Here is a 20,100-nt window from a genome sequence, read left to right as displayed (position 1 = left end):
TTTATCACTTGAATTCGTTAAAAAGGTGATGTAAATATATCGAAAATAAGTTTTCATTAATGAAAGTAAACAGCCACAAACTACAAAGAGAGTAAAAAATGAAGCTTTTTCTGATCATAGTTGCATCGATATCAGCAGGAGTGCTTTCTGCAGAACATCTTCATTCTTTCATGTTGGGACTATGTGTATCTGCTATTGCTGTTGGCAGTTGCTATTGGTTTGCTTTTCGTAGTACCCGTTTTCCTGAATTAGCGGTTTTACTCCTGATTGTCGGTTTGTTCTCTAAGCTCATCATTACTGTTACAGGTGTTGCTTGGGGAATTTCGCAGGAGCTTATCTCGTCGCCGTTTGTGTTTGCCTTGTCATATCTGTTCTTCTCTTTAGTCGTAACCTACTTGTGGTTCACATATAGAGATAGCATCACCCCGAATGCTAAAATAGCCAACAATTCATAAATAACCCAATAAATTAGCATTTTAGTCATGACTATTTCGTTGCTTAAGTTGATTGAAATCAGCGCTACTTGCGCTGATTTTTTGCAATTATTTACCTATAAATCGCGCTGAATTCTCATAAATTGACAAAAGCTACTATCTAAAAGTAACTATTGGTTACAAAGCAAACACATAGCTTAGTTGTTTGTATATACTGGTACAGATAAACTGTACGAGAATTGTGACTTGAGTGGTAATGTCCCATGATAAGAGATTTTGTTTACCGATCTGCCTTGTGGTGTACGTTGGCTATAACATTCAGCGCTCATTCCGCGCCGACCATTGTCCCTGATCCCCCTTCATTGCCAGCAAGGGGCTATGTTTTGATTGACTATAACACTGGTGAGATATTAGTAGAGAAGAATGCTCGCACTAAATTAAACCCTGCAAGTCTAACGAAACTTATGACGGCGTATGTCGCCGGCCAAGAGGTCAAAGCAGGTAATATTACTCTTGATGATGAGGTTTTAATTAGTAAAAAAGCATGGGCAAAAAACTTCCCTGACTCGTCAAAGATGTTTATTGAAGTTGGGACTAAAGTGCCTTTGATGGACTTGTATCGAGGCCTGATTGTCCAGTCGGGTAATGATGCCAGTGTTGCTATCGCGGAGTATGTCGCAGGGAGCGAAAGCGCATTCGTTAATATGATGAATTCATGGGCAGAGACACTCGGATTAGAAAATACCTCATATAGCAATCCCCATGGCTTGGATAGCAGAGGACTTTATTCGACCCCTCTTGATATTGCTAAGCTGGGTAGGGCGATTATACATGATTTACCCGACATCTACTCTTTGTATAGTGAAACATCGTACACCTACAATGGAATTACTCAGTACAATCGTAATGGCCTGTTACGTGATAGAAGCATCAACGTTGACGGTATGAAGACAGGCTATACAAGTGGTGCAGGATACAGCCTAGCGACGTCAGCGACTTATGGAGATATGAGATTGATTGCAGTTGTTATGGGAGCGAAAAGTGCAAAAAGCCGAGAGTCGGTGAGTAAGCAGCTTCTCAGTTATGGATTCCGTTTTTTTGATACTGTATCGCCAAACAAAGCTGATGATGTAGTGACTAATGTTAAAGTGTGGATGGGTGATAAAGACCAACTTCCTGTTGGGGTGCGTGATGATATTTACCTAACTCTTCCACGTGGGGATGCGGACAAGCTTGATGCCGAAGTAGAGTTTGACCGAGAATTAGTTGCGCCAATTACCAAGGGAGAGAAAGTCGGTAGCGTTATATATAAAGTTGAAGATGAACCTTTGGTGGTAAAGGATTTAGTGGCTAAATCTGACATAAAGCAGGGTAGTGTGATTAAACGCTTGGTTGATTGGTTTAAGCGTCTTCTTTCTGGATGGCTATGAGAGTTCAATCATAGTTCCGATTAATCTCGGCCAATGTTAACCATCATCTGACATTTTGGTTAGTAAAAAGTCCATAGTTTGGTTCATTCACTTGAATTAAGGGTCAACTATGGAATTTACGGAGAAAGACAGAGAGGTACTATACTCGACTTGGATGTCTAAGAAGTCAAAGATGCGCATTACTCAAATGGAGTTTGCGAAGAAGCTAGGCATTAGCCAGCTTAATTTTTCACAGCTTCTCAGAGGAGAGCAGCCCCTAACAATGTCGTTTGTCAGTCAATTTTCTCGATTGCTTCATCTTGATCCCAAGCTCACCTTTCCTTCTCTTAAACAAGCAAATGATTCGGGGCCAAAAGTTGTGTACCTGCAAAGTCGTATGAGTGTCGATGGTGAAATTCAAAACGCTTACATCGAGGGCAATCAGATTGTGGTTGAGTATGCACATACTATCGACCAAGGTTAACCGTATTACGCTGGTCGCTACCATGGCTCTTTTCTCAGTGGTATTCTATCTCCATCATACTTCCACATACTAAAAAGTGACCATGTTAGAAAAAGAGAACTTGATTAAACTGGCGAGCGTTCACATGCCATTTGGCAAATATTCTGGCCGAATATTAATTGACTTGCCTGAAGAATATTTGCTTTGGTTCAACAAAAAGGGCTTTCCGAGTGGTGAACTTGGGGAGTTGCTTAAACTCTGCTTGACACTAAAAATTGAGGGCTTGGATAGCTTAGTTAAACCTTTAAAACGTAAATTATAACAAGGGAAATGAAGGAGCACGTGCTGCTTAAATTTCTCCACCCCTGGTCTGACCAATATTCATAAGACATAGATAGCAAACTCGCGTTTTATACGCCGTTTTTAATGCCTGCGTGAGTTTATCTCTATGTACAAACAATTTCTAAAAAGTAGCTGGCTACGCAATCCAGTTCCTGCTTTTAAGTTGAACATCTCTTAACTCTCTATTCTCTGCGTTTTTTTTCTAACTGCGTATTTTGGTGATGCTAAAAATGAGCAAAAGACCGAACCACCCTTTCTAGATTCACCAAGTACTGAGGTCGTTATTGAGGGGCAAGTTGAGCAGAAAGATCCCCTTACGATCAATGACATGCCGTTAACGTCAGAAACTATTCTTGCTAAGAGGAAAGAATGGAAACAACGTCTGAAGAGTCTAAATGTGAGTGCGGGAGAGGACCCTGCAATCAGTAACTTTTCACATACGCAATTTGTAACTATGCCCAGTTATGATCATATGGGTCAGAACACGGTTATTAAGTCTTCAGACCTCTTTGAGCTTTACATGAATAATGTTCAAGAACAACTTGACCCCACAAAAGAGCAAGCATCGGACAGTATAGGATTAAAGAAGCTATTCGACTTTCTGGATGATTTAGGTAGAACGTATACTGGATTGCGTTTAGACAAGTCGGGGACCACAGTGAAGGTGGTGCACTACGGACCTGATGAATATCCTAAGTTTAGAACTCAAGATGAAAAGCGAGTAGAGCCTGCTATATTTGGTGCATTTTTACAGTTCAGCCTCGAGGAAAAAGCCGAGTTCTTACGTTTAGCATCCTATATAAAAACGGTGGAAAAAATAGGAATACCCGATGACGCTTCACCTGAAGCCATAAACCAAAAGTTAAAGAGCTATCAAAACATCGGAGCTCAATTCAACTACTCTGATATGCCCCAAAATATAAACCTTCTCCTTCGAGAAAAAGAGTCTGAATTATCAAAGAAAGAGAAAATACTTGTCACTCATAATGGTATCTCACTGGCATTGAGTACTGAAGAACCAGCGCCGATTAGCATGAACGCAGATGTTCGTTTTCTTACAGATAAATACAATATCAATAATTTTGATGTGATTCGTGATTCCCAATTACTTTCCGAGGAAAACAGGCATGAGGTCAGTGAATTTTTTAGTACCGTGCTTAACAGCGATAGTCGGATCCTGATGTCTGGATACGCGATAGCTGGATTTGGTGATCTTGTGAATTTTCAGATGCTGTATAAAGCCATTATTAAGAAACATCCTGAACTTAAAGATCGAATTGATGCTTATGCTCATTTTTATCGCTACTCAATCAGTAATGAAACATTAGATAAATTGTTAGATAAAGATATTAAAGTGATTACTCACCAAAATGCGAATCGTCAGTGGGACCCCAATTATAGTTATCAGCTAGTTCGTGAACTGGGCAAACGTCATAACCCTCAATTTGAAATTCAGTACAATGTTGGGTCAGTATACAGTGTCGTGGATAGGCCCAATGTACTTCGAGTTGGTGAGATTGGGGGTATGGCTGGAGTTAGTCAGGTCAAAGACGCGTATTTTACCGGTCTTTCTCGTGGTGCTATTGGCTTTGGTATTCCATGCGCCAACACCGATATTGAAAGTCCGAATGTCAAATCTACGCTAGTGGAGATTATGGGCCATGAACCCGATAGTCATGCTCCGTTATCTACGCTTATCCAAGATCACTTTGCCCTCATGATGGCTCGCGAAAACTCTCAAGTGATTAATCAAGGCCGGTTTTACAATGTAAATGATGTTCAAGATGGGCAAAACTTAAGCATAGGTAAGCGAGTTTTGGCCGAAATTTTAAAAGCTATGGCAGAGCATCTGGTGTCTGGCAGCACAATTATTCTCGCGACAGGCAGAATTGATGCACTCCAAGAGCAAGCACAAGCCGTGGGGGTTAGCTTAGAACAACAGTCTAGTTTTTCTGTACAAGGTAGTCGTTACAAGCTGTTCGAGTTGACGACTGAAAGCGGTAACAAGGCATTTGTTGTTCAGGGCTTTTTTGACAATGCTCTGGTCAATGCTGTTATGAAAGATGCCAGTATACCGACGGTTTATTCTGGGGAAGGTTCGATGAATGAAGGCCTATCTTTCCGTGGTAAAGGATTTATGATCCCTTTCTATGATTATCAAGCGACGATATAAGCTAGAGTCATGGGCTAAAGAGTGGCTAAAGTTGATTTACGATCGAGAGAGTTCACAGTTGAATTTAGACAAGCTCGGAGAGCAAACGGCATCGATGCTGAAAGAAGAAACGATTCAAAGGGCAAATTGGTTTGATTTGTTCGATCAACTCATTGACTAAATGCATCAATGATACCTTGTTTCTATGAGAGAAGGCTAGGGTTAATCTCTTCTCTCATAGCTATGGTATTACATGTTACCTAGTTAAGATCCTGCTTCAATATATCGCTGATACTGAATATGATAATCGTGAATTCGGAGGCCTTTCTTGATAAAAAAATAAACATAATGCCTTAGTTTGAGTAAGTAATGTCTGATTTACTATGCATCAAGTTGAGTTTTTTCTGTGGTGTGTACTAGTATGACTTAAGCGCATTTATAACTATATAGCTGACTTAAATAAGCTTTTTCTAGTTTAATGATCGGTTCTGTGGTGGAGAGCGTATTGATAAAATGCACCTACTAACGAGTAATTATCATGATTCATAATGCAATAATCAATATCACTAATCTGAGGCTTAGAACCTACATAGGTTTCAACGAAGAAGAAAAACAAAAGCAACAAGACATCATTATTAATGCAGAGATACATTATCCAGCCAATAACCTGTGCCTAAGAGATGATGTTGAGAATGCACTGAACTATAAAGTTATTTGTAAAAATATTATTCGACATGTAGAAAGTGGGCGCTTCTTGTTGTTGGAAAAACTAACCAGTGATGTACTTGGCTTATGCGTTGATAATCCGCAGGTAAGCTTTGCTAAAGTCACTATCGACAAACCCCATGCGCTAAGATTTGCTGATTCTGTGTCTTTGACTTTGAGTTACACAAAAGAAAACTTAAAGGGGGATTAAATGATAAGTGAAGAAGCGAAGCGAGTAAAAGAGGCACTTATTGAGCAAGGTTTAGAAACCCCTATAGTAGAAAGCGATATGACGCCCGCGCAAAAGTATCAGAGGATCAAAGGGCTTCTGACTGAAGTGATTTCGGTGATGGGGCTAGATCTAAACGATGACAGCTTAGCTGAAACGCCACATCGCATTGCAAAGATGTATGTCAACGAGATTTTTTCTGGGTTAGATTATATGAACTTCCCCAAAATCACCGTTATTGAAAATAAAATGAAGGTTGATGAAATGGTGAAAGTCTCCAATATCAATCTCACATCTACCTGTGAACACCATTTTGTTACCATAGATGGGTTGGCTAAAGTGGCTTATCTACCCAAGTCTAAAGTGATTGGTCTATCTAAGATCAATCGTATAGTGCGCTTTTTTGCTCAGCGACCTCAAGTTCAGGAACGTCTAACTCAGCAAATTCTTTTGGCTATTCAGACATTAACTGAGACAGATGATGTTGCAGTAACCATAGATGCAACACATTATTGCGTAAAATCCAGAGGAGTTATGGATGTGAATTCTAATACTACCACCACAGCACTCGGTGGCTGCTTTAAAACGAACCCTCAAACGCGTGCGGAGTTTCTTCAATGAGTAAAACTATCGTTATTACTGGTGTGGGCAAGCGGCTGGGGTATGAATTATCTAAGGCATTATTAAAGGATGGATATCAAATAGTCGGAACCTATCGCACGGAATATCCCTCTCTTGCTGATTTAAAAGAGCTTGGCGCTGAGCTCTATCCGGTTGATTTCTACCAGCAAACTCAAGTCGATGATTTCATCTCGCAACTATCAAATAAATATAATGTTATACGGGCGATTGTTCATAATGCTTCAGATTGGTCAGCCGACGATAGTGCGCATCATAACGCCGCCGAAATCATGCAACGCATGATGACGGTTCACGCCTCAGTTCCCTATCAAATGAATTTAGCGCTACAAGACAAACTCCGTGCCAGTGGTCATGCTGACGTCATTCATATCAGTGATTATGTTGCTGAAAAAGGAAGTAAAAAACATATTGCGTACGCTGCAAGCAAAGCCGCGATGAACAATATGACCTTGTCTTTTGCGTCTCTGCTGGCTCCTGAAATAAAAGTGAATACTATATCTCCGGCATTATTAAAATTTAATCCACATGATGGTGAGGCATATAAAGAAAAAGCAATGGCTAAAGCTCTTTTGCCCAGGGAAGCGGGTTTTGACGAAGTGATTGAAGGGGTAAAAATGCTGCTGGACAGTCGTTTTATGACAGGTAGGAACCTTCAGTTTGATGGTGGTCGTCATTTGCGTTAGACAGCTACACATTACTTACCATGTGCATTGGTATCATTTAGGCACTAGAATGATGTGATAGGTTTTAATGGATAGCCATTTGGTGGCTGTCCATTTTTGTTTTACTCGGTTTGTCAGTCGATAATCCTGATCTGCTTCAACGCAAGTATTCTTTATTAATGGCTTTTATTTGGGCCATTACGTACCAGTTCCTGTCCGTTTTGGAAAACTTCATCAGTGACCCATCTTGCCAATAGTAATTGATGATTATCATCCAATACAGCGACAAAGTGGCGTCCATCAGCGTTATTAGTTGCGAGAGCAATCCCCGCAATTCCTTCTAATCCAAAGCTGCCATTTTCTACAGCGATAAGAAAAGATTCTAGTTCTTCTATATTGTCAATAATACGATCATCGCAAAACATAAGGTTTATCTCTACAAGCTTCATTGAGAGTTCAATGTGAAAAGAACACACTCTAGCTATCATTATCGTGGATTTCCAGAGCTGGTGGCTTTTTCGAACACAACTTAGACTTAAAAGCTCAATGTACAGTATGCTTCGTTTAGTAAGCTGAGATACCGAATTCTTTTAGCTGAGCGATAGATACTAACACCAAAAAGAGCAGCCGCTAAGTTATTGTACAGCATGCATGATTACAATTGACCGAGGAGTAGCGAGGAACTGTCTACCCTCGACAATTTTTCCTATGTCATAACTATGGGTATCACAGATAGTGATCCAACATTGCATCCTGTCATCTGGCAAAGTAAAACGGGCGGGTGCATTGGTTTGATTAATGCAGTAAAACATTTCATTTCCTTCTTCACCCAATCCAAGGCGTAATGAGACAGCACTAAGAGTATTCCAATCATCATGTTCTATCGCCGTGCCATCAACACGACGCCATTCAATCTTGTTATTATGTCTTTGCTTGCCACTGAAAGCTTTAATCAGCGGCAACATAAAATGCTGCCGAGCTTCGACCATATGACTCATCCATTGTTTAAATCGATCTTTTTGTTGAGAAGGTTGCCAGTTCAGCCAGCTTAGTTCGTTATCTTGGCAATAAGCATTGTTGTTACCATTTTGGCTATGTGACAGTATATCTGCTGTCAATATGTGCGGAATCCCAAAAGAAAATAATAGACTGGCCATAAAATTACGTTTTTGTTTTTCGCGTTTTTCGATAATGGCAGGATTGTCTGTCTCACCCTCTATGCCATAGTTATCTGACCGGTTATCGCCATGTCCATCACGGTTTTCCTCACCATTAGCAAGATTGTGTTTTTGTCGGTAAGACACCAAGTCTTGCAAGGTGAATCCATCGTGATAAGTAATGTAATTAACGGTGAGATTATGTGGCCAGTTGGCAGCGCTGTACAAGTCTCTTGACCCCATTAAGCGTGTTGTGAATTCTTTAAGGTAACCTTGATCACCGCGCCAAAAGCTTCGTGTAATATCCCTTAGCCTATCATTACACTCGTTCCAGCCAACTGGAAACTGTCCAACTTGATAGCCATTAGGACCAATATCCCAAGGCTCAGCAATCAGCTTCACCTGTTTTAGTATAGGGTCTTGTGCTACGGCTTTGAAAAAGGCGGATTGTGAGTTGAAGGTATCGCCTTCGCGGCCTAAGGTTGCAGCCAAATCAAAGCGAAAGCCGTCAACCTGATATTCCACAGCCCAGTATCTCAAGCTATCCATCACAAGGTTGAGGGTAGGTTGATACGACAGATCTAGCGTATTACCACATCCTGTATAGTTGGCAAACCTATCGCCTTGTTTGAGGTAATAGTTGTCATCAAGAGCTTTAAGGTTAAATATAGCGCCCTCACTACCACCTTCAGCCGTATGGTTATAGACCACATCGAGGATGACCTCTATATCGTGACGATGTAGCTCTCTAATGGCGGTTTTTAGCTCATATACAGCATCCGTATCGGCAAAACGTGGGTCGGGGGCCATAAATACATAAGGGTTGTAACCCCAATAATTGGATAGATCGCTTTGTAAAAGATGAGGTTCATGCATGCATGCAGCAATGGGTAACAGTTGTAAGGTATTAATATTCTGTTGCTTGTAGAAGGTGATCATAGCTTCGCTGACTAAGCCGAGGTAGCAACCCTGTTGGCGACCTTCAACTTCTGGGTTCAATCTAGTTAGTCCTTTGACATGAGTTTCAAATAACACTATTTCTTCTTTGCCTCTGAGAGGCTTTTCGATTCCTTGCCAATCGAAATTGCTATCAATGACGACGGATTTAGCGATTTGAAAACTCTTGGAAGGGGTCAGCGGAGGCATATAGTGAAGGGGTTTTTCTATCGCCCTAGCATAGGGATCAGAAATGAGATAATCACCATCTGGATGCTCAACAATAAAACCATATTTTTGACCAGCACTCACCCCCTTAATATGAGTGTGTAATATGCCGGCATAATCATTATTTAGCGGATGTGTAGTGTATTGGTCATCTTCACCAAATAGCGCAAGAAGCAAATTATTGTGACTGGGAGCATAAATAGAGAAATTACATCCTTCACCACATAAAGTGGCACCAAGGGGATAAGGCTTAGAACAAGGCATAATTAACATTGCATTGATTGACGATGAATAACTGACCTAAGTAAATCTCTTTGTTGTAAGGACGTCAAGCGCCTTATAATTGAAAACAAAATTGTTATTAATGGTGTTTTTCTTCAGTCTTTTTATATTAATAAGTGATCCATATAGGATTATTTCCGGTTTTTAAATACACATCCAACACTTTCTCATCCCTATATTTGTGAGGCAAGCCAAAAAAAATTTTTCTGTTTATTTTTCTCATCCTTTCTCATCCCCCTAAGAAATTAATCAGGGTGGAGGAAGTCAATCTTGCCTCTTATAGTTAGTCTGTCAGTAGTTAGAGCATAAGGGTTAAGGCAGTGTTCTTGCCCCTTCTACCTCACTTATTAATGATTCTATTTCTGCCTTTATAGAAGCATGTAATGAGTTAGGTATAAAAATAATAAACCTTGATTGGAGTCAATAATGAAAAAAGTGAACTTAGTTGCGGTTGCAGTGGCTGCAGCACTTGCTGTTAGCCCTGCACTAGCCGTCGATTTTAATGGCTATTTTAGGGCGGGTACCGGGATTAGTGGTAACTCAGGTAGTGATGTAGCTGTTAACAAAGCTGGTATTGGTCGCTTGGGTAATGAAAACGACAACTATTATGAGTTCGGTTTTTCTGAAGAGCTAGAAACGGGTGAACAAACTTGGCGTGTTGAGTCCATGTTAAATAAAGGCGATACTGGCCAATCCGGTAGTGAAGACGGAGATATCAACGTTGCCCAATTTGCAGTCAAAGCCAAAGGTTTGATTGCCTCTGACAAAGAAGCCACCCTATGGGCTGGCAAAACCTATTATCAGCGTAAAGATATTCATATTACCGATTTTTACTTCCTCAATACGTCCGGAACAGGTGGCGGTATTGAAAACTTATCTGTAGGCAATCAGAAGTTATCCGTTGCGCTTATCCAGGATGGGGAAAATGAAAATGGAGCAGGCTATATTTTCGATACGCGATTAGCCAATATTGGTGTGTGGGAAGACGCATCCCTTGAACTTGCATTGGCCTATAACTTCTCTAACGAGAAAGATGGGAAAAATATTGATGCTGATGATGGCCTGTTGGCATCGGCAATCTTGCACCAAAATATGAAGGCTGGTTTTAACCAGACAGTACTCCAGTTCGGAACCAATGGTTATGGCTCTCAGGTCGCATCATTCGGCGCGGGTGCAGATTATAACCGCGCAAACAACGCTCAGAATGAGGCTTCTGGTTATCGCTTACTTAACTGGGGTGTTGTGAGTCTGGGGAGTGACTGGGAAATGGGCCATCAATTGGCCTTTATGGTGGGCAATGATATAGGTGGTACTGACGACTCAGGTAATAATGCGACGTCATTTAAGTCGGATACTGACCAATTCTCGGTAGTTGTCCGCCCTATGTATAAATGGGATGACACCATGCGTACCATTTTTGAAGCTGGCGTAAATATGGGCGAGCAAATCAATTCAGCGGGCACAGCCAAAGAAGACTTTGGTAATACTAAGTTTACCGTGGCGCAAGGCTGGGCAATGGGTAATGATTTTTGGGCTCGTCCTGAACTTAGAGTGTATGGCTCATATATAACTGATACCGAAAATGACAATGCGTTTGGTACTGGTGAGGACTCTGAGTACGTTGTTGGTATCCAAGTAGAAGCTTGGTGGTAATCTCTCAAATTCATTGTGCCTTATGGCTCGTCTAGTTATGATAGCCAGCAATAATAGCTGGCTATTTTTATTGGTATTGTCGGCCAATAATAAAAAATTCAAATAAGGAAGACATCATGTATTTTCGTATCTTTGCTCTTAGTAGTTGCATTGCCTTACTTGGATGCCAGTCCCCAGAGGTAGTTGAACAGATTAGTGTCGCGAATACAAAGCAGGTAACTGTGGTATCAGACCTTCAGTCTGTTCAAATGAAATTACCCAGCAATAAAAGCGTGAGTCTTACCCCAAAGTCTCAGACACTTAAATATCACGATATTGATAGCCCTGTAGCCTTGTTTGAGCTACCTGCAGATAGGGGAGAGTTTTCAATAAATATTACAAGTGAAATCGGTGAAACCGCCTTTGTGCCGAGAGCGATTATTTTGGATAAAAGTGGACGTGAGCTAGAACGCTATGGTGAAGAGGCGTTTGAATACCAACCGCCAAGGTTGGGTGCAGGAAATCGTTTAAGTGCCGAGGTCGATTTCTTTCCGCCAAGAGATGTTGAAAGTGTTTATTTGTTGATTTTCACAGATAAATCTGAACTTAGCAAAACGACCATGGTGACTCATCCTGCAAGATTATATGCTGAGGGAAGAGGAAACTATTTACCTGAAGTTAATGATATCGCTATCCCCAATTCCCAATACGGTTTGGTTAATGTCTCCATTGACAGGGTTGGCTTCTTGAAACAGTTAGGTACATCAAACTCATTTTCTAACTCAAACTCGCAGCCCATGATGGCAAAAACGGTTGACGCCGTTCAACCTGAAACACAGAAATACTATCACCAAGCAATAGCATCAGCGGTTGCTAAGGATGATCTTAATAAAGCGATTAGGCTATTAGAAGAGGCAAAAGCGCTAAACGTTGAGGGGGCTCAGCAAGTCTTTGTTAAAGCGGTAGAGGAGAGTAAGAGTCTGTAACGGTATTGTATTTTCGAATCATTCCAGACCTAGCGAGCAGCCGTTTAAGCAAGCTTTTTCATTAAATAGTACGCCATTTAATCATATTATTTTTAGGGCCTTATGGTGTCCTATCCGGAGGATGTTTGTTGGAGTGAGGGGTAGCAAAGCAGCCAATCAGTTTGACCATTTACATCAACACAAGTGAATCTCGGCTGGATAATGCCGCCCTTATTTGGGTTTTTTTATCATCAAGATAAGGGCTACTTTGCTATTGTTATACTTTGAATCTAGATACAATTGAACCGAGGTTGACAGCCAAACTGGCCACTTTTTTACCTTCCTTAGAGGTCTGTTCGGCTCCTTGAGAGGTCTTTTCTGAAGCATGATAAATATTTGCCATATTCGTATTTATTTCCTCGGATACATTACCTTGCTCTTCAACGGCAGTAGCTATTTGACTACTCATATCCGAAATTTTTGTGATTGACTCTGCTATTGATGTCAATGCATCTCCTGCTATCTTGGTGCTTTCTACACTATCGTTAACATGCATTTCACTTTTGTCCATAGCTACTACAGCATTGTCTGTTCCATTTTGAAGCTTTTCTATCATTTGCTGTATTTCTTCGGTAGATGCTTGTGTTCTGCTTGCTAGAGACCGAACCTCATCAGCCACTACAGCAAACCCTCTGCCTTGTTCACCCGCTCGCGCTGCTTCAATGGCAGCGTTCAATGCCAGCAAGTTTGTTTGTTCTGCAATGCTTTCAATGACATCCAAGATGTTGCCGATTTTATTGCTGTCGTCCTTGAGTTCCTTGATAATTACTGAGGCTGAATTAATTTCAGAGGCTAAGGTATTTATTGCATTGATAGCCGTTTTGACGACCTGTTGGCCTTTTTGTGCTTGTTTGTCTGAATCTTTAGCGTATGACTCAGCGTTGCTTGCGTATTCGGAAACTTCTTTATTTTTTCTAGTCATTTCGCTAATGGCTGTGGCGACGATGTTCAACTCTGATTGCTGTCCCGATACTGACTGGGCTGTTTTGAATGTAGTGCCAGCTACTTGTTCTGCTGTGTTAGCAAGCGAATTTGAGGTTTCGGACACGGTTTGAATACTGCTTTGAAATGTTGCTAACATAAGATTTAGTGACTCACTTAGGCTACCTAATTCGTCGTTGGATGTGATCTTTATCCTTTGCGCAAGATCTGAACTTTTCTCAATCGATTCAACTTTACTTTTGACCTTCTCTACGGAGGATATAATTCCCTTGCTTATAAACATGATAGCAGGAGCTGTAATTAATAGAAAAGCTACTCCTACTACCATGGTATTGGTAGTCATCTTTGCGATAGAATTCATTGCTGATTGCTTAAGATTGTCCCTGACAGTGCTTTGGTATGCCACTAATTCAGAGAAACTTTTCCTGGCGTTTATAGCAAATGGTGATGCACCTTTTTTGTAGCCGATCCATGCTTGGCTTAATACTGGGGTAGTTCTCTCGACAGTCGCTAAAGTTGCCATTCTATCATAACCGTCGTTGAGGAATGCCATAGTATCAGATTCGGATTTCTTTACCAAAATGGTTAAGTCTTCATACGTACTTTTGTTTGTTATGGACTTTATGGCACGATTTAAGTTTAAAAAATGCTCTTGGATATTCTTTTTTGTTGAAGCTAGTTTTTTAAAGTTGCTATCGAAATCGTCGCCAAGCATAATGCTTCTACTTAGCCTAGAAATATAATTCATATCTCTGTTTATCATCAGAATCAGCTTTTGGCTCTCCACTGCGGCTTTATCATACTCAGTGAAGTCTTTCTGAATAGCTTCAGCATTACTAATTATTATTGCAATGATCAAGACTATGGATACCATGATGAGTGAAGTTATAAAATGAAGCTTGGCCCTAATTTTAACTTTACTAAAGAACCCCATACGCTCTCCTTGCTTTTATTTCACAAGTATTCATCCATTACTAGAGCATAGTTTAGGAACTTATTTTTACTATGTTCGGTTTGCTTGGCAGGCTCATGCCTGAGCTTTGATACAGTAATATTCAATATCTATTTTCTTAAAATTTGGCGTTTGTTGGTATCGATACCACAATGTTATTGGCAAAATTATTAATAAACTCCAGATTGTCCCCCTGTTCAAATTCAAACATGAGGGGTGATGGTGTTCAGACAGAATAAGGACGGTATGAGATGAGAAACTTGGGATTTAAAAAGTTATTGCTCATTTCCATTAGTGCATTGGTTGTGGTTTCTGTATCTGTGTCAAAATACATTGCCTACATCAAGCAAGAAGCGAATCTTGTTGAGTTGATTACGGCCTCAAACCAAAGTTATGTTAAAGGTCAAGCTCTAAAGATTTCAGCTCAACTAGAAGAAAAAGTGGGCGGTTTGGATAAGCTGGGTCAGTACTTTTCTAATAAAGAGATAACAGGTACGCCAGAAGAGATTATCGAACTGACTCATACCATCGCCAATGCTGCCAACCTAAACAGCTCAGTCGTGGCCTTCACTAATGGTGATGCTTACTGGAATCAAACCGCTAAAACTTGGCCAAATCATAAGTTTGATGGTGATGTCACCACTCGTGGTTGGTACCAGCTGGCTCGAAAAAATGATTCTGCCGTATTAACAGAACCTTATATGGGAAGTGAAGGGGATGTCTACTGGATCTCGATAGTAAGAAAGACGCTCAGCGGTATGATATCTGTCGATATGCAGTTGAGCTTTTTAAATGAAATTGCCAAAAATGCCAATGAGATTCCAGGCGCTATTGCGGTCATATTGAATAGCGACACCACCATTTTGGCTTCGTCCGTTGATGACATTCAAGCGGGTAATAAAACGGCCAAATATCCTTGGCTGGACACTGTCGCAAAAAGAACGTTAGGCCAGGTGGAAGTTGTCTACGAGGGTAAAAAAGACGAGATAGAGGAGTTGGTCTTTTCGCATGAAATCAATATTGCGGGTAAAAAGTGGTACTTTGTTGTTGGTTTAGACAAAGATATTGTTTTTGCGGATCTCCATGCAGCAAAATATGAAGCCATTATTACCGCTCTTCTTGCGTCTATGATCAGTATTCTGGTTACGCTTGGCGTCATGCAAGTCTTATATCGCCCAATTTTGGTGCTTAAAGAGACGATTGCTGGTCTGAGTGATGGTAATGGAGATCTGACTCAACGAATTGAAGTCAAAACGCATGATGATTTAGGTATGATTTCTGAGGGTGTCAATAAATTCATCGCGAGCTTACAATCGATGATGCTTGAAATCAGCGAAGCGACAAGTCAGCTTAGTGGCAACGTTGAAAGAATGCGCGAACAGAGTCAGCACAGCTCATCCATATTACAAAATCATGTGCAAGAAACAGAGCAAGTCGTCACCGCGATTGAAGAGATGAACTCAACGGCAGAATCTATGGCCTCTGATGCTGCGAATACCGCTCAACTCACGCAAAAAGCAAACCAAGCGGGTAATACTTCCAAGGCTACTGTGACGCAAGCACAAACGAATGTTCAGGATTTGGTTGAAGATGTCAGTGTTGCTTCAGAAAACGTGAATAAGATGGCGTCGGAAACCGATGGGATTAATACAGTTTTAGGTGTTATCGGTGATATTGCAGAGCAAACCAACTTGTTGGCGTTGAATGCTGCGATTGAGGCTGCTCGAGCAGGTGAGCAAGGGCGCGGTTTTGCAGTGGTGGCTGATGAAGTTCGTAACTTAGCGAGTCGGACAAAAGAGAGTACCGAAGAAATTGAAACGGCGCTTGCCAGTCTTCTCAAAGGAAGTCAATCGGTGGTGGATTCTATGGAATCAACCAAAGACAAGTGTGGACAAACCGCTGAAGGTGCGGGGCAAGTTGCGGAGAGCCTAGATGTGATGACGGACTTTGTTACTGAAATTAACGACTTAAGCACACAAATCGCCGCAGCGGCTCAGGAGCAAAATAGCGTAACACAAGAGCTAAGTCGAAACATGACAGCAATTAATGACATTGTTGGTGAACTTGATAACAACGGTAAACAAGCGCTTGAAGATGCGCATAGTATTGCTGAAATAAACACTCGTTTGTCTGATATTGTTGGCCGTTTCAAGCTGTCATAACTTCGTTTGCCACCGATTTATTTACTCCCAACACGGATCATCACAGCATCTGGGCGCCAATATTCGAACTCGGCGTCCATGAGCTGGCCGTCTTGCTTATAATTGACGCGGAAAATCTTAAGAACAGATTGACCCGATGCAATGTTGAGTGCCTTAGCTACATGTGTTGGAGCGGAAGTTGTTAACACATCAAACTGCGAACGCTGAGTATGATATCCATATTTTTTGTGGTAAATGTCGGTAAGCGACAACGTAAGATTTTCAGATAAAATACCTTCGAATAGTGATGATTTCAGTACATTTTCAACAAACAGTACCGCTCTTCCGTCTATATAGCGAAGCCTTTCGATAATATGAATTTGAGTGATTTTATCAATATCTAGAGTTTGTGCGTATTCTCCAATGGCGACTTCGGTGCGAGTACTGACTAGCCTTGTTTCTGCGCTTCTATTTTGCTCTTTGACCATTTGATGAAAATGAGTTCGTGCTAGTGGGTTATAGCATAGGCGCTCAGGTGAAACATACCATCCACGGCGTTCTTCTCGATAGATAAGCCCTTCTGTTTCAAGTGATATTAAAGCGTCCTTAATAGTGATGCGTGTGGTTGAGAAGAGCAGGCTAAGCTCTCTTTCCGAAGGCAATTTCTCTCCTTTAGAAACCGTCCCCGATTGAATCCAGTGTTTTAGATAATGTTTGATACTACCTAGTTGTGTAGACGAGCGATAATCGATAGCTGAATTCATGGTTGACCTAGTCCAATGGTATAAACCGCTAGAGCATAAAGTACTGATATAACAGAAATATGACAGTGCAAACTTTAAGCTAATTTTTTGGATGAAACACAAATGACATTAAAAACCAGTCAAACTGTCAAATCAATAGCACGTAATTGTCATACTTTACTCCTAGCATTCGGGTTGAGTTTTTACTGACCTAGTCCAAAAAAGGATTGAGATAATGAAAGCATTATTAACTAGATCAAACACCATACCCTTGCTCTTTGCATCATTGGTACTTTCAACATCGACAAACGCACAAGATGCTGGTATCGAATCACTGGTTCAGGCCGCTCAAAAAGAAGGTCAAGTATACAGTGTAGGGATGCCGGATAGTTGGGCTAACTGGAAAGATACATGGTCTGATATGAGAGCGAATTTCCGTATTGAACACCAAGATACGGATATGAGTTCTGCCCAAGAAATTGCCAAATTTGCGGCGGAGAAAGATAATGCTACTGCTGATATAGGTGATGTAGGCTTTGCTTTTGCGCGTGTAGCGGTTAAAAAGGGAGTTACGCAGGCCTATAAGCCAACAACGTGGGACGATATCCCTGAATGGGCAAAAGATGAGGATGGTCACTGGGCTCTGGCCTACACAGGAACTATTTCATTTATTACCAATAATAACTTGGTGAAAGTTGCTCCTAAGACGTGGCAAGATTTACTAAAAGGTGACTATAAAGTAACGGTTGGTGATGTTGGTGTGGCTGCCCAAGCTAATAATGCTGTCCTTGCGGCTGCTTTTGCCAATGGTGGCGATGAATCTAACCTCGATCCCGCAATCAAGTTCTTTGCTCAACTTTCGAAACAGGGTCGTCTTTCGTTTACTGACCCTAGCATGGCAAACTTGGAAAAAGGTGAGGTTGAAGTTGCTATAATGTGGGATTTTAATGCCCTAAACTATCGAGACAAGATCGATAGTGATCGTTTTACTGTCACTATTCCACAAGACGGCTCAGTAATTTCTGGCTATACCACAATCATCAATAAGTACGCCAAAAATCCCAACGCAGCTAAGTTAGCGCGTGAATATATCTTTAGTGACCAGGGGCAGATCAATCTAGCAGAAGGCTACGCTCGACCTATTCGCACTAATGTGACTCTACCTAAGTCTGTTCAAGATAAGCTTATCGCTAATGACCAATACGGTAATGTTCAACCTGTCTCTAACTTCTCTGAGTGGGAAAAGTCAGCGCGTAGACTGCCACGTCAATGGCAAGAAAGCGTACTTATCTATCAACAATAAGAGTCTAAGAAATGAACAACAAGGTTATCCTCGTTGTTCTAGATGGACTTAATTTCCAAGTAGCCCGTGATTGTATGGGCTACCTCAGTGGTCTTCTGGAGCAACAACGAGCGTCTCTCTACACTGTGCAATGTGAATTGCCTTCCCTTTCACGCCCTTTGTATGAATGTATTTTGACGGGTGTGCGTCCTGTAGATAGTGGCATTGTTAATAACGATATTGTCCGGTTATCAAATCAAGAGTCGATATTTAGTCTTGCAAAATCAAACGCTAAAGTGACAGGTGCGGCAGCGTATCACTGGGTTAGTGAGCTTTATAATAAAGCCCCGTTTGAGCCTAAGAACGATCGTTACACCCATGATGAAACTTTAAATATTCAACATGGCTGCTTTTACTATTGGGACGATTATCCTGATGAAGCGGTATTCTTAGATGCAGAGCATATACGCGGTAACTATCAGCCAGATTTCTTGTTGATACATCCGATGAATATTGATGATACGGGTCACAAGCATGGTCTTGACTCTCAACAGTATCGAAATTGTGCGAGAAAAGCTGACATTATTTTATCTCACTATATCGAGTCATGGCTTGCTGATGGATATCAAATCATAGTCACGAGTGATCATGGAATGAATAACGATTGCTCTCATGGCGGTATGTTACCTGAAGAGCGTGAAGTCCCTTTATTTGTGATCGGAGATGCTTTTAGTCACTGTGATTGTCAGATTAAGCAAACTGAGATATGTGGAACAGTTTGCCAACTCCTCAATATAGAGCATACAAAATCATATAGACAGGAATTATTGGCACCATGAGACGTTCTGAATTTATGTCTGACCGGATAAATGTCGAGCCTCGTAGTGTGATGCTATTGCGGCGGCTTACATACTTAGCGCCGATAGTATGGATGGTGCCATTTGGTATTCTTTTTTACTTGTTCCAATTGGCTCCTATGCTCTGGGTTTTATTGAATAGCTTTGTCTACGAAGGCGAAATTGGACTCGAAAACTACATTGAGGTCTTGAGCTCCCCATTTATGATACAGGCTTTTGGTAACAGCCTTTGGCTGTCAATATGGTCGAGCCTATTTGGTCTGACTATTGCCACTTTGTTGGTTTCTTCTCTGCGTCGCGTGGATTGTAAAATCCGAGAAGGAGTTATTGCCTTTACAAATATGAGTAGCAATTTCTCAGGTGTACCTCTGGCTTTTGCTTTCATCATCATTTTGGGAACAAATGGGGCAATAACGCTTTTGCTGAAACAGCATGGATTACTAGGCGATTTCGACCTCTATGGTAAATGGGGCCTACTGGCGATGTATACCTATTTTCAGATTCCATTAGGTGTTTTACTTTTGTATCCTGCATTTGATGCATTAAACGATGATTGGCAAGAAGCTTCAGTTTTATTAGGTGCCAGTTCTTGTCAATATTGGCTCAAAGTCGCCCTACCTATACTCTTTCCAGCACTACTTGGCACTTTGGTTATACTAATCGCTAATGCGATTGGGGCTTATGCTAGCGTCTACGCCTTAACTTCTGGTAATTACAACTTAATCACCATACGCATTGCCAGTCTTGTATCGGGGGATTTGTTTCTCGAACCTAATCTTGCTGCAGCCATCTCTGTGTTATTAATGCTTTTGTTAACTTTTGTTGCGGTGATTAATCAGTGGCTCGTAGCGAAAAGTTACACTGTGGCTAAACCGAGGAAATAAA

The 20,100-nt window shown here is 41.1% G+C and carries 19 protein-coding genes; 15 read left to right on the top strand and 4 right to left on the bottom strand.

Annotated elements, in window-relative coordinates:
• The first annotated feature begins 98 nt into the window (after positions 1 to 98).
• The 9 genes from FIV01_RS16860 (at position 99) to folM (ending at position 7,059) form a co-directional block, all read left to right on the top strand.
• A complete protein-coding gene (locus FIV01_RS16860) occupies positions 99 to 455 on the top strand; it encodes an NADH:ubiquinone oxidoreductase (RefSeq protein ID WP_152432148.1) in 357 nt (118 codons plus the stop codon).
• Between the two features lie 242 nt (positions 456 to 697).
• Positions 698 to 1,864, top strand: a complete 1,167-nt coding sequence (locus FIV01_RS16855; RefSeq protein ID WP_152432147.1) for a D-alanyl-D-alanine carboxypeptidase family protein — start codon at positions 698 to 700, stop codon at positions 1,862 to 1,864.
• 109 nt (positions 1,865 to 1,973) lie between these two features.
• Complete coding sequence (locus FIV01_RS16850; RefSeq protein ID WP_152432146.1) at positions 1,974 to 2,327, top strand: helix-turn-helix domain-containing protein; 354 nt, start codon at positions 1,974 to 1,976, stop codon at positions 2,325 to 2,327.
• Positions 2,328 to 2,409: 82 nt separating this feature from the next.
• A complete protein-coding gene (locus FIV01_RS16845) occupies positions 2,410 to 2,628 on the top strand; it encodes a DUF3820 family protein (RefSeq protein WP_152432145.1) in 219 nt (72 codons plus the stop codon).
• Between the two features lie 348 nt (positions 2,629 to 2,976).
• Positions 2,977 to 4,821 carry a hypothetical protein gene (locus tag FIV01_RS16840; RefSeq protein WP_152432144.1) on the top strand — a complete coding sequence of 615 codons (1,845 nt, stop codon included), beginning with the start codon at positions 2,977 to 2,979 and terminating at the stop codon, positions 4,819 to 4,821.
• Positions 4,799 to 4,981 carry a hypothetical protein gene (locus FIV01_RS16835; RefSeq protein WP_152432143.1) on the top strand — a complete coding sequence of 61 codons (183 nt, stop codon included), beginning with the start codon at positions 4,799 to 4,801 and terminating at the stop codon, positions 4,979 to 4,981. The genes FIV01_RS16840 and FIV01_RS16835 overlap by 23 nt, the downstream gene beginning before the upstream one ends.
• Before the next feature lie 357 nt (positions 4,982 to 5,338).
• On the top strand, positions 5,339 to 5,716 hold the full coding sequence (gene folX / locus FIV01_RS16830; protein WP_152432142.1) for a dihydroneopterin triphosphate 2'-epimerase: 378 nt from the start codon (positions 5,339 to 5,341) through the stop codon (positions 5,714 to 5,716).
• The gene (gene folE / locus FIV01_RS16825) at positions 5,717 to 6,355 is read left to right on the top strand and encodes a GTP cyclohydrolase I FolE (protein WP_152432141.1); all 639 of its coding nucleotides are present in this window, start codon (positions 5,717 to 5,719) and stop codon (positions 6,353 to 6,355) included.
• Positions 6,352 to 7,059: a dihydromonapterin reductase gene (gene folM, locus FIV01_RS16820; protein ID WP_152432140.1), complete on the top strand. Its 708-nt coding sequence runs from the start codon at positions 6,352 to 6,354 to the stop codon at positions 7,057 to 7,059. Before folE ends, folM begins: the two co-directional genes overlap by 4 nt.
• Positions 7,060 to 7,214: 155 nt before the next feature.
• Here folM and FIV01_RS16815 read toward each other — a convergent pair whose 3' ends face one another.
• Both FIV01_RS16815 and glgX read right to left on the bottom strand, forming a co-directional pair.
• The gene (locus tag FIV01_RS16815; RefSeq protein WP_152432762.1) at positions 7,215 to 7,463 is read right to left on the bottom strand and encodes a hypothetical protein; all 249 of its coding nucleotides are present in this window, start codon (positions 7,461 to 7,463) and stop codon (positions 7,215 to 7,217) included.
• Positions 7,464 to 7,673: 210 nt separating this feature from the next.
• The gene (gene glgX / locus FIV01_RS16810; protein ID WP_152432139.1) at positions 7,674 to 9,623 is read right to left on the bottom strand and encodes a glycogen debranching protein GlgX; all 1,950 of its coding nucleotides are present in this window, start codon (positions 9,621 to 9,623) and stop codon (positions 7,674 to 7,676) included.
• Between the two features lie 444 nt (positions 9,624 to 10,067).
• Between glgX and lamB the strand changes: the two genes are divergently transcribed.
• Positions 10,068 to 11,294: a maltoporin LamB gene (lamB, locus tag FIV01_RS16805; protein WP_152432138.1), complete on the top strand. Its 1,227-nt coding sequence runs from the start codon at positions 10,068 to 10,070 to the stop codon at positions 11,292 to 11,294.
• Between the two features lie 116 nt (positions 11,295 to 11,410).
• Positions 11,411 to 12,259, top strand: coding sequence for a MalM family protein (locus FIV01_RS16800; protein ID WP_152432137.1), 849 nt, complete (start codon positions 11,411 to 11,413; stop codon positions 12,257 to 12,259).
• A 256-nt stretch (positions 12,260 to 12,515) separates the two neighbouring features.
• On the opposite strand, the gene FIV01_RS20895 is transcribed toward FIV01_RS16800, so the two are convergent.
• Positions 12,516 to 14,174 carry a methyl-accepting chemotaxis protein gene (locus FIV01_RS20895; RefSeq protein WP_152432136.1) on the bottom strand — a complete coding sequence of 553 codons (1,659 nt, stop codon included), beginning with the start codon at positions 14,172 to 14,174 and terminating at the stop codon, positions 12,516 to 12,518.
• 269 nt (positions 14,175 to 14,443) lie between these two features.
• Here FIV01_RS20895 and FIV01_RS16790 point away from each other — a divergent pair, with 269 nt between their 5' ends.
• Positions 14,444 to 16,354, top strand: a complete 1,911-nt coding sequence (locus tag FIV01_RS16790) for a methyl-accepting chemotaxis protein (protein WP_152432135.1) — start codon at positions 14,444 to 14,446, stop codon at positions 16,352 to 16,354.
• 17 nt (positions 16,355 to 16,371) lie between these two features.
• Here the strand turns inward: FIV01_RS16790 and FIV01_RS16785 are convergent, their stop codons facing one another.
• Positions 16,372 to 17,097, bottom strand: a complete 726-nt coding sequence (locus FIV01_RS16785) for a UTRA domain-containing protein (RefSeq protein ID WP_152432134.1) — start codon at positions 17,095 to 17,097, stop codon at positions 16,372 to 16,374.
• 214 nt (positions 17,098 to 17,311) lie between these two features.
• On the opposite strand from FIV01_RS16785, the gene FIV01_RS16780 reads away from it, so the two are divergent.
• The 3 genes from FIV01_RS16780 to FIV01_RS16770 are packed head-to-tail and all read left to right on the top strand — an operon-like array spanning position 17,312 to position 20,099.
• Entirely contained in the window at positions 17,312 to 18,379 is a 1,068-nt protein-coding gene (locus FIV01_RS16780) for an ABC transporter substrate-binding protein (RefSeq protein ID WP_152432133.1), read from the top strand.
• A gap of 11 nt (positions 18,380 to 18,390) precedes the next feature.
• Positions 18,391 to 19,197 (top strand): alkaline phosphatase family protein, encoded by an 807-nt coding sequence (locus FIV01_RS16775; RefSeq protein WP_152432132.1) that lies wholly within the window; start codon positions 18,391 to 18,393, stop codon positions 19,195 to 19,197.
• Positions 19,198 to 19,247: 50 nt separating this feature from the next.
• Positions 19,248 to 20,099, top strand: a complete 852-nt coding sequence (locus FIV01_RS16770) for an ABC transporter permease (protein ID WP_246210528.1) — start codon at positions 19,248 to 19,250, stop codon at positions 20,097 to 20,099.
• The last annotated feature ends 1 nt before the right edge of the window (position 20,100 follow it).

Source organism: Vibrio aquimaris (assembly GCF_009363415.1).
In the GTDB taxonomy this organism is placed as follows: domain Bacteria; phylum Pseudomonadota; class Gammaproteobacteria; order Enterobacterales; family Vibrionaceae; genus Vibrio; species Vibrio aquimaris.
This window is presented reverse-complemented; position numbering and strand designations above follow the sequence as displayed.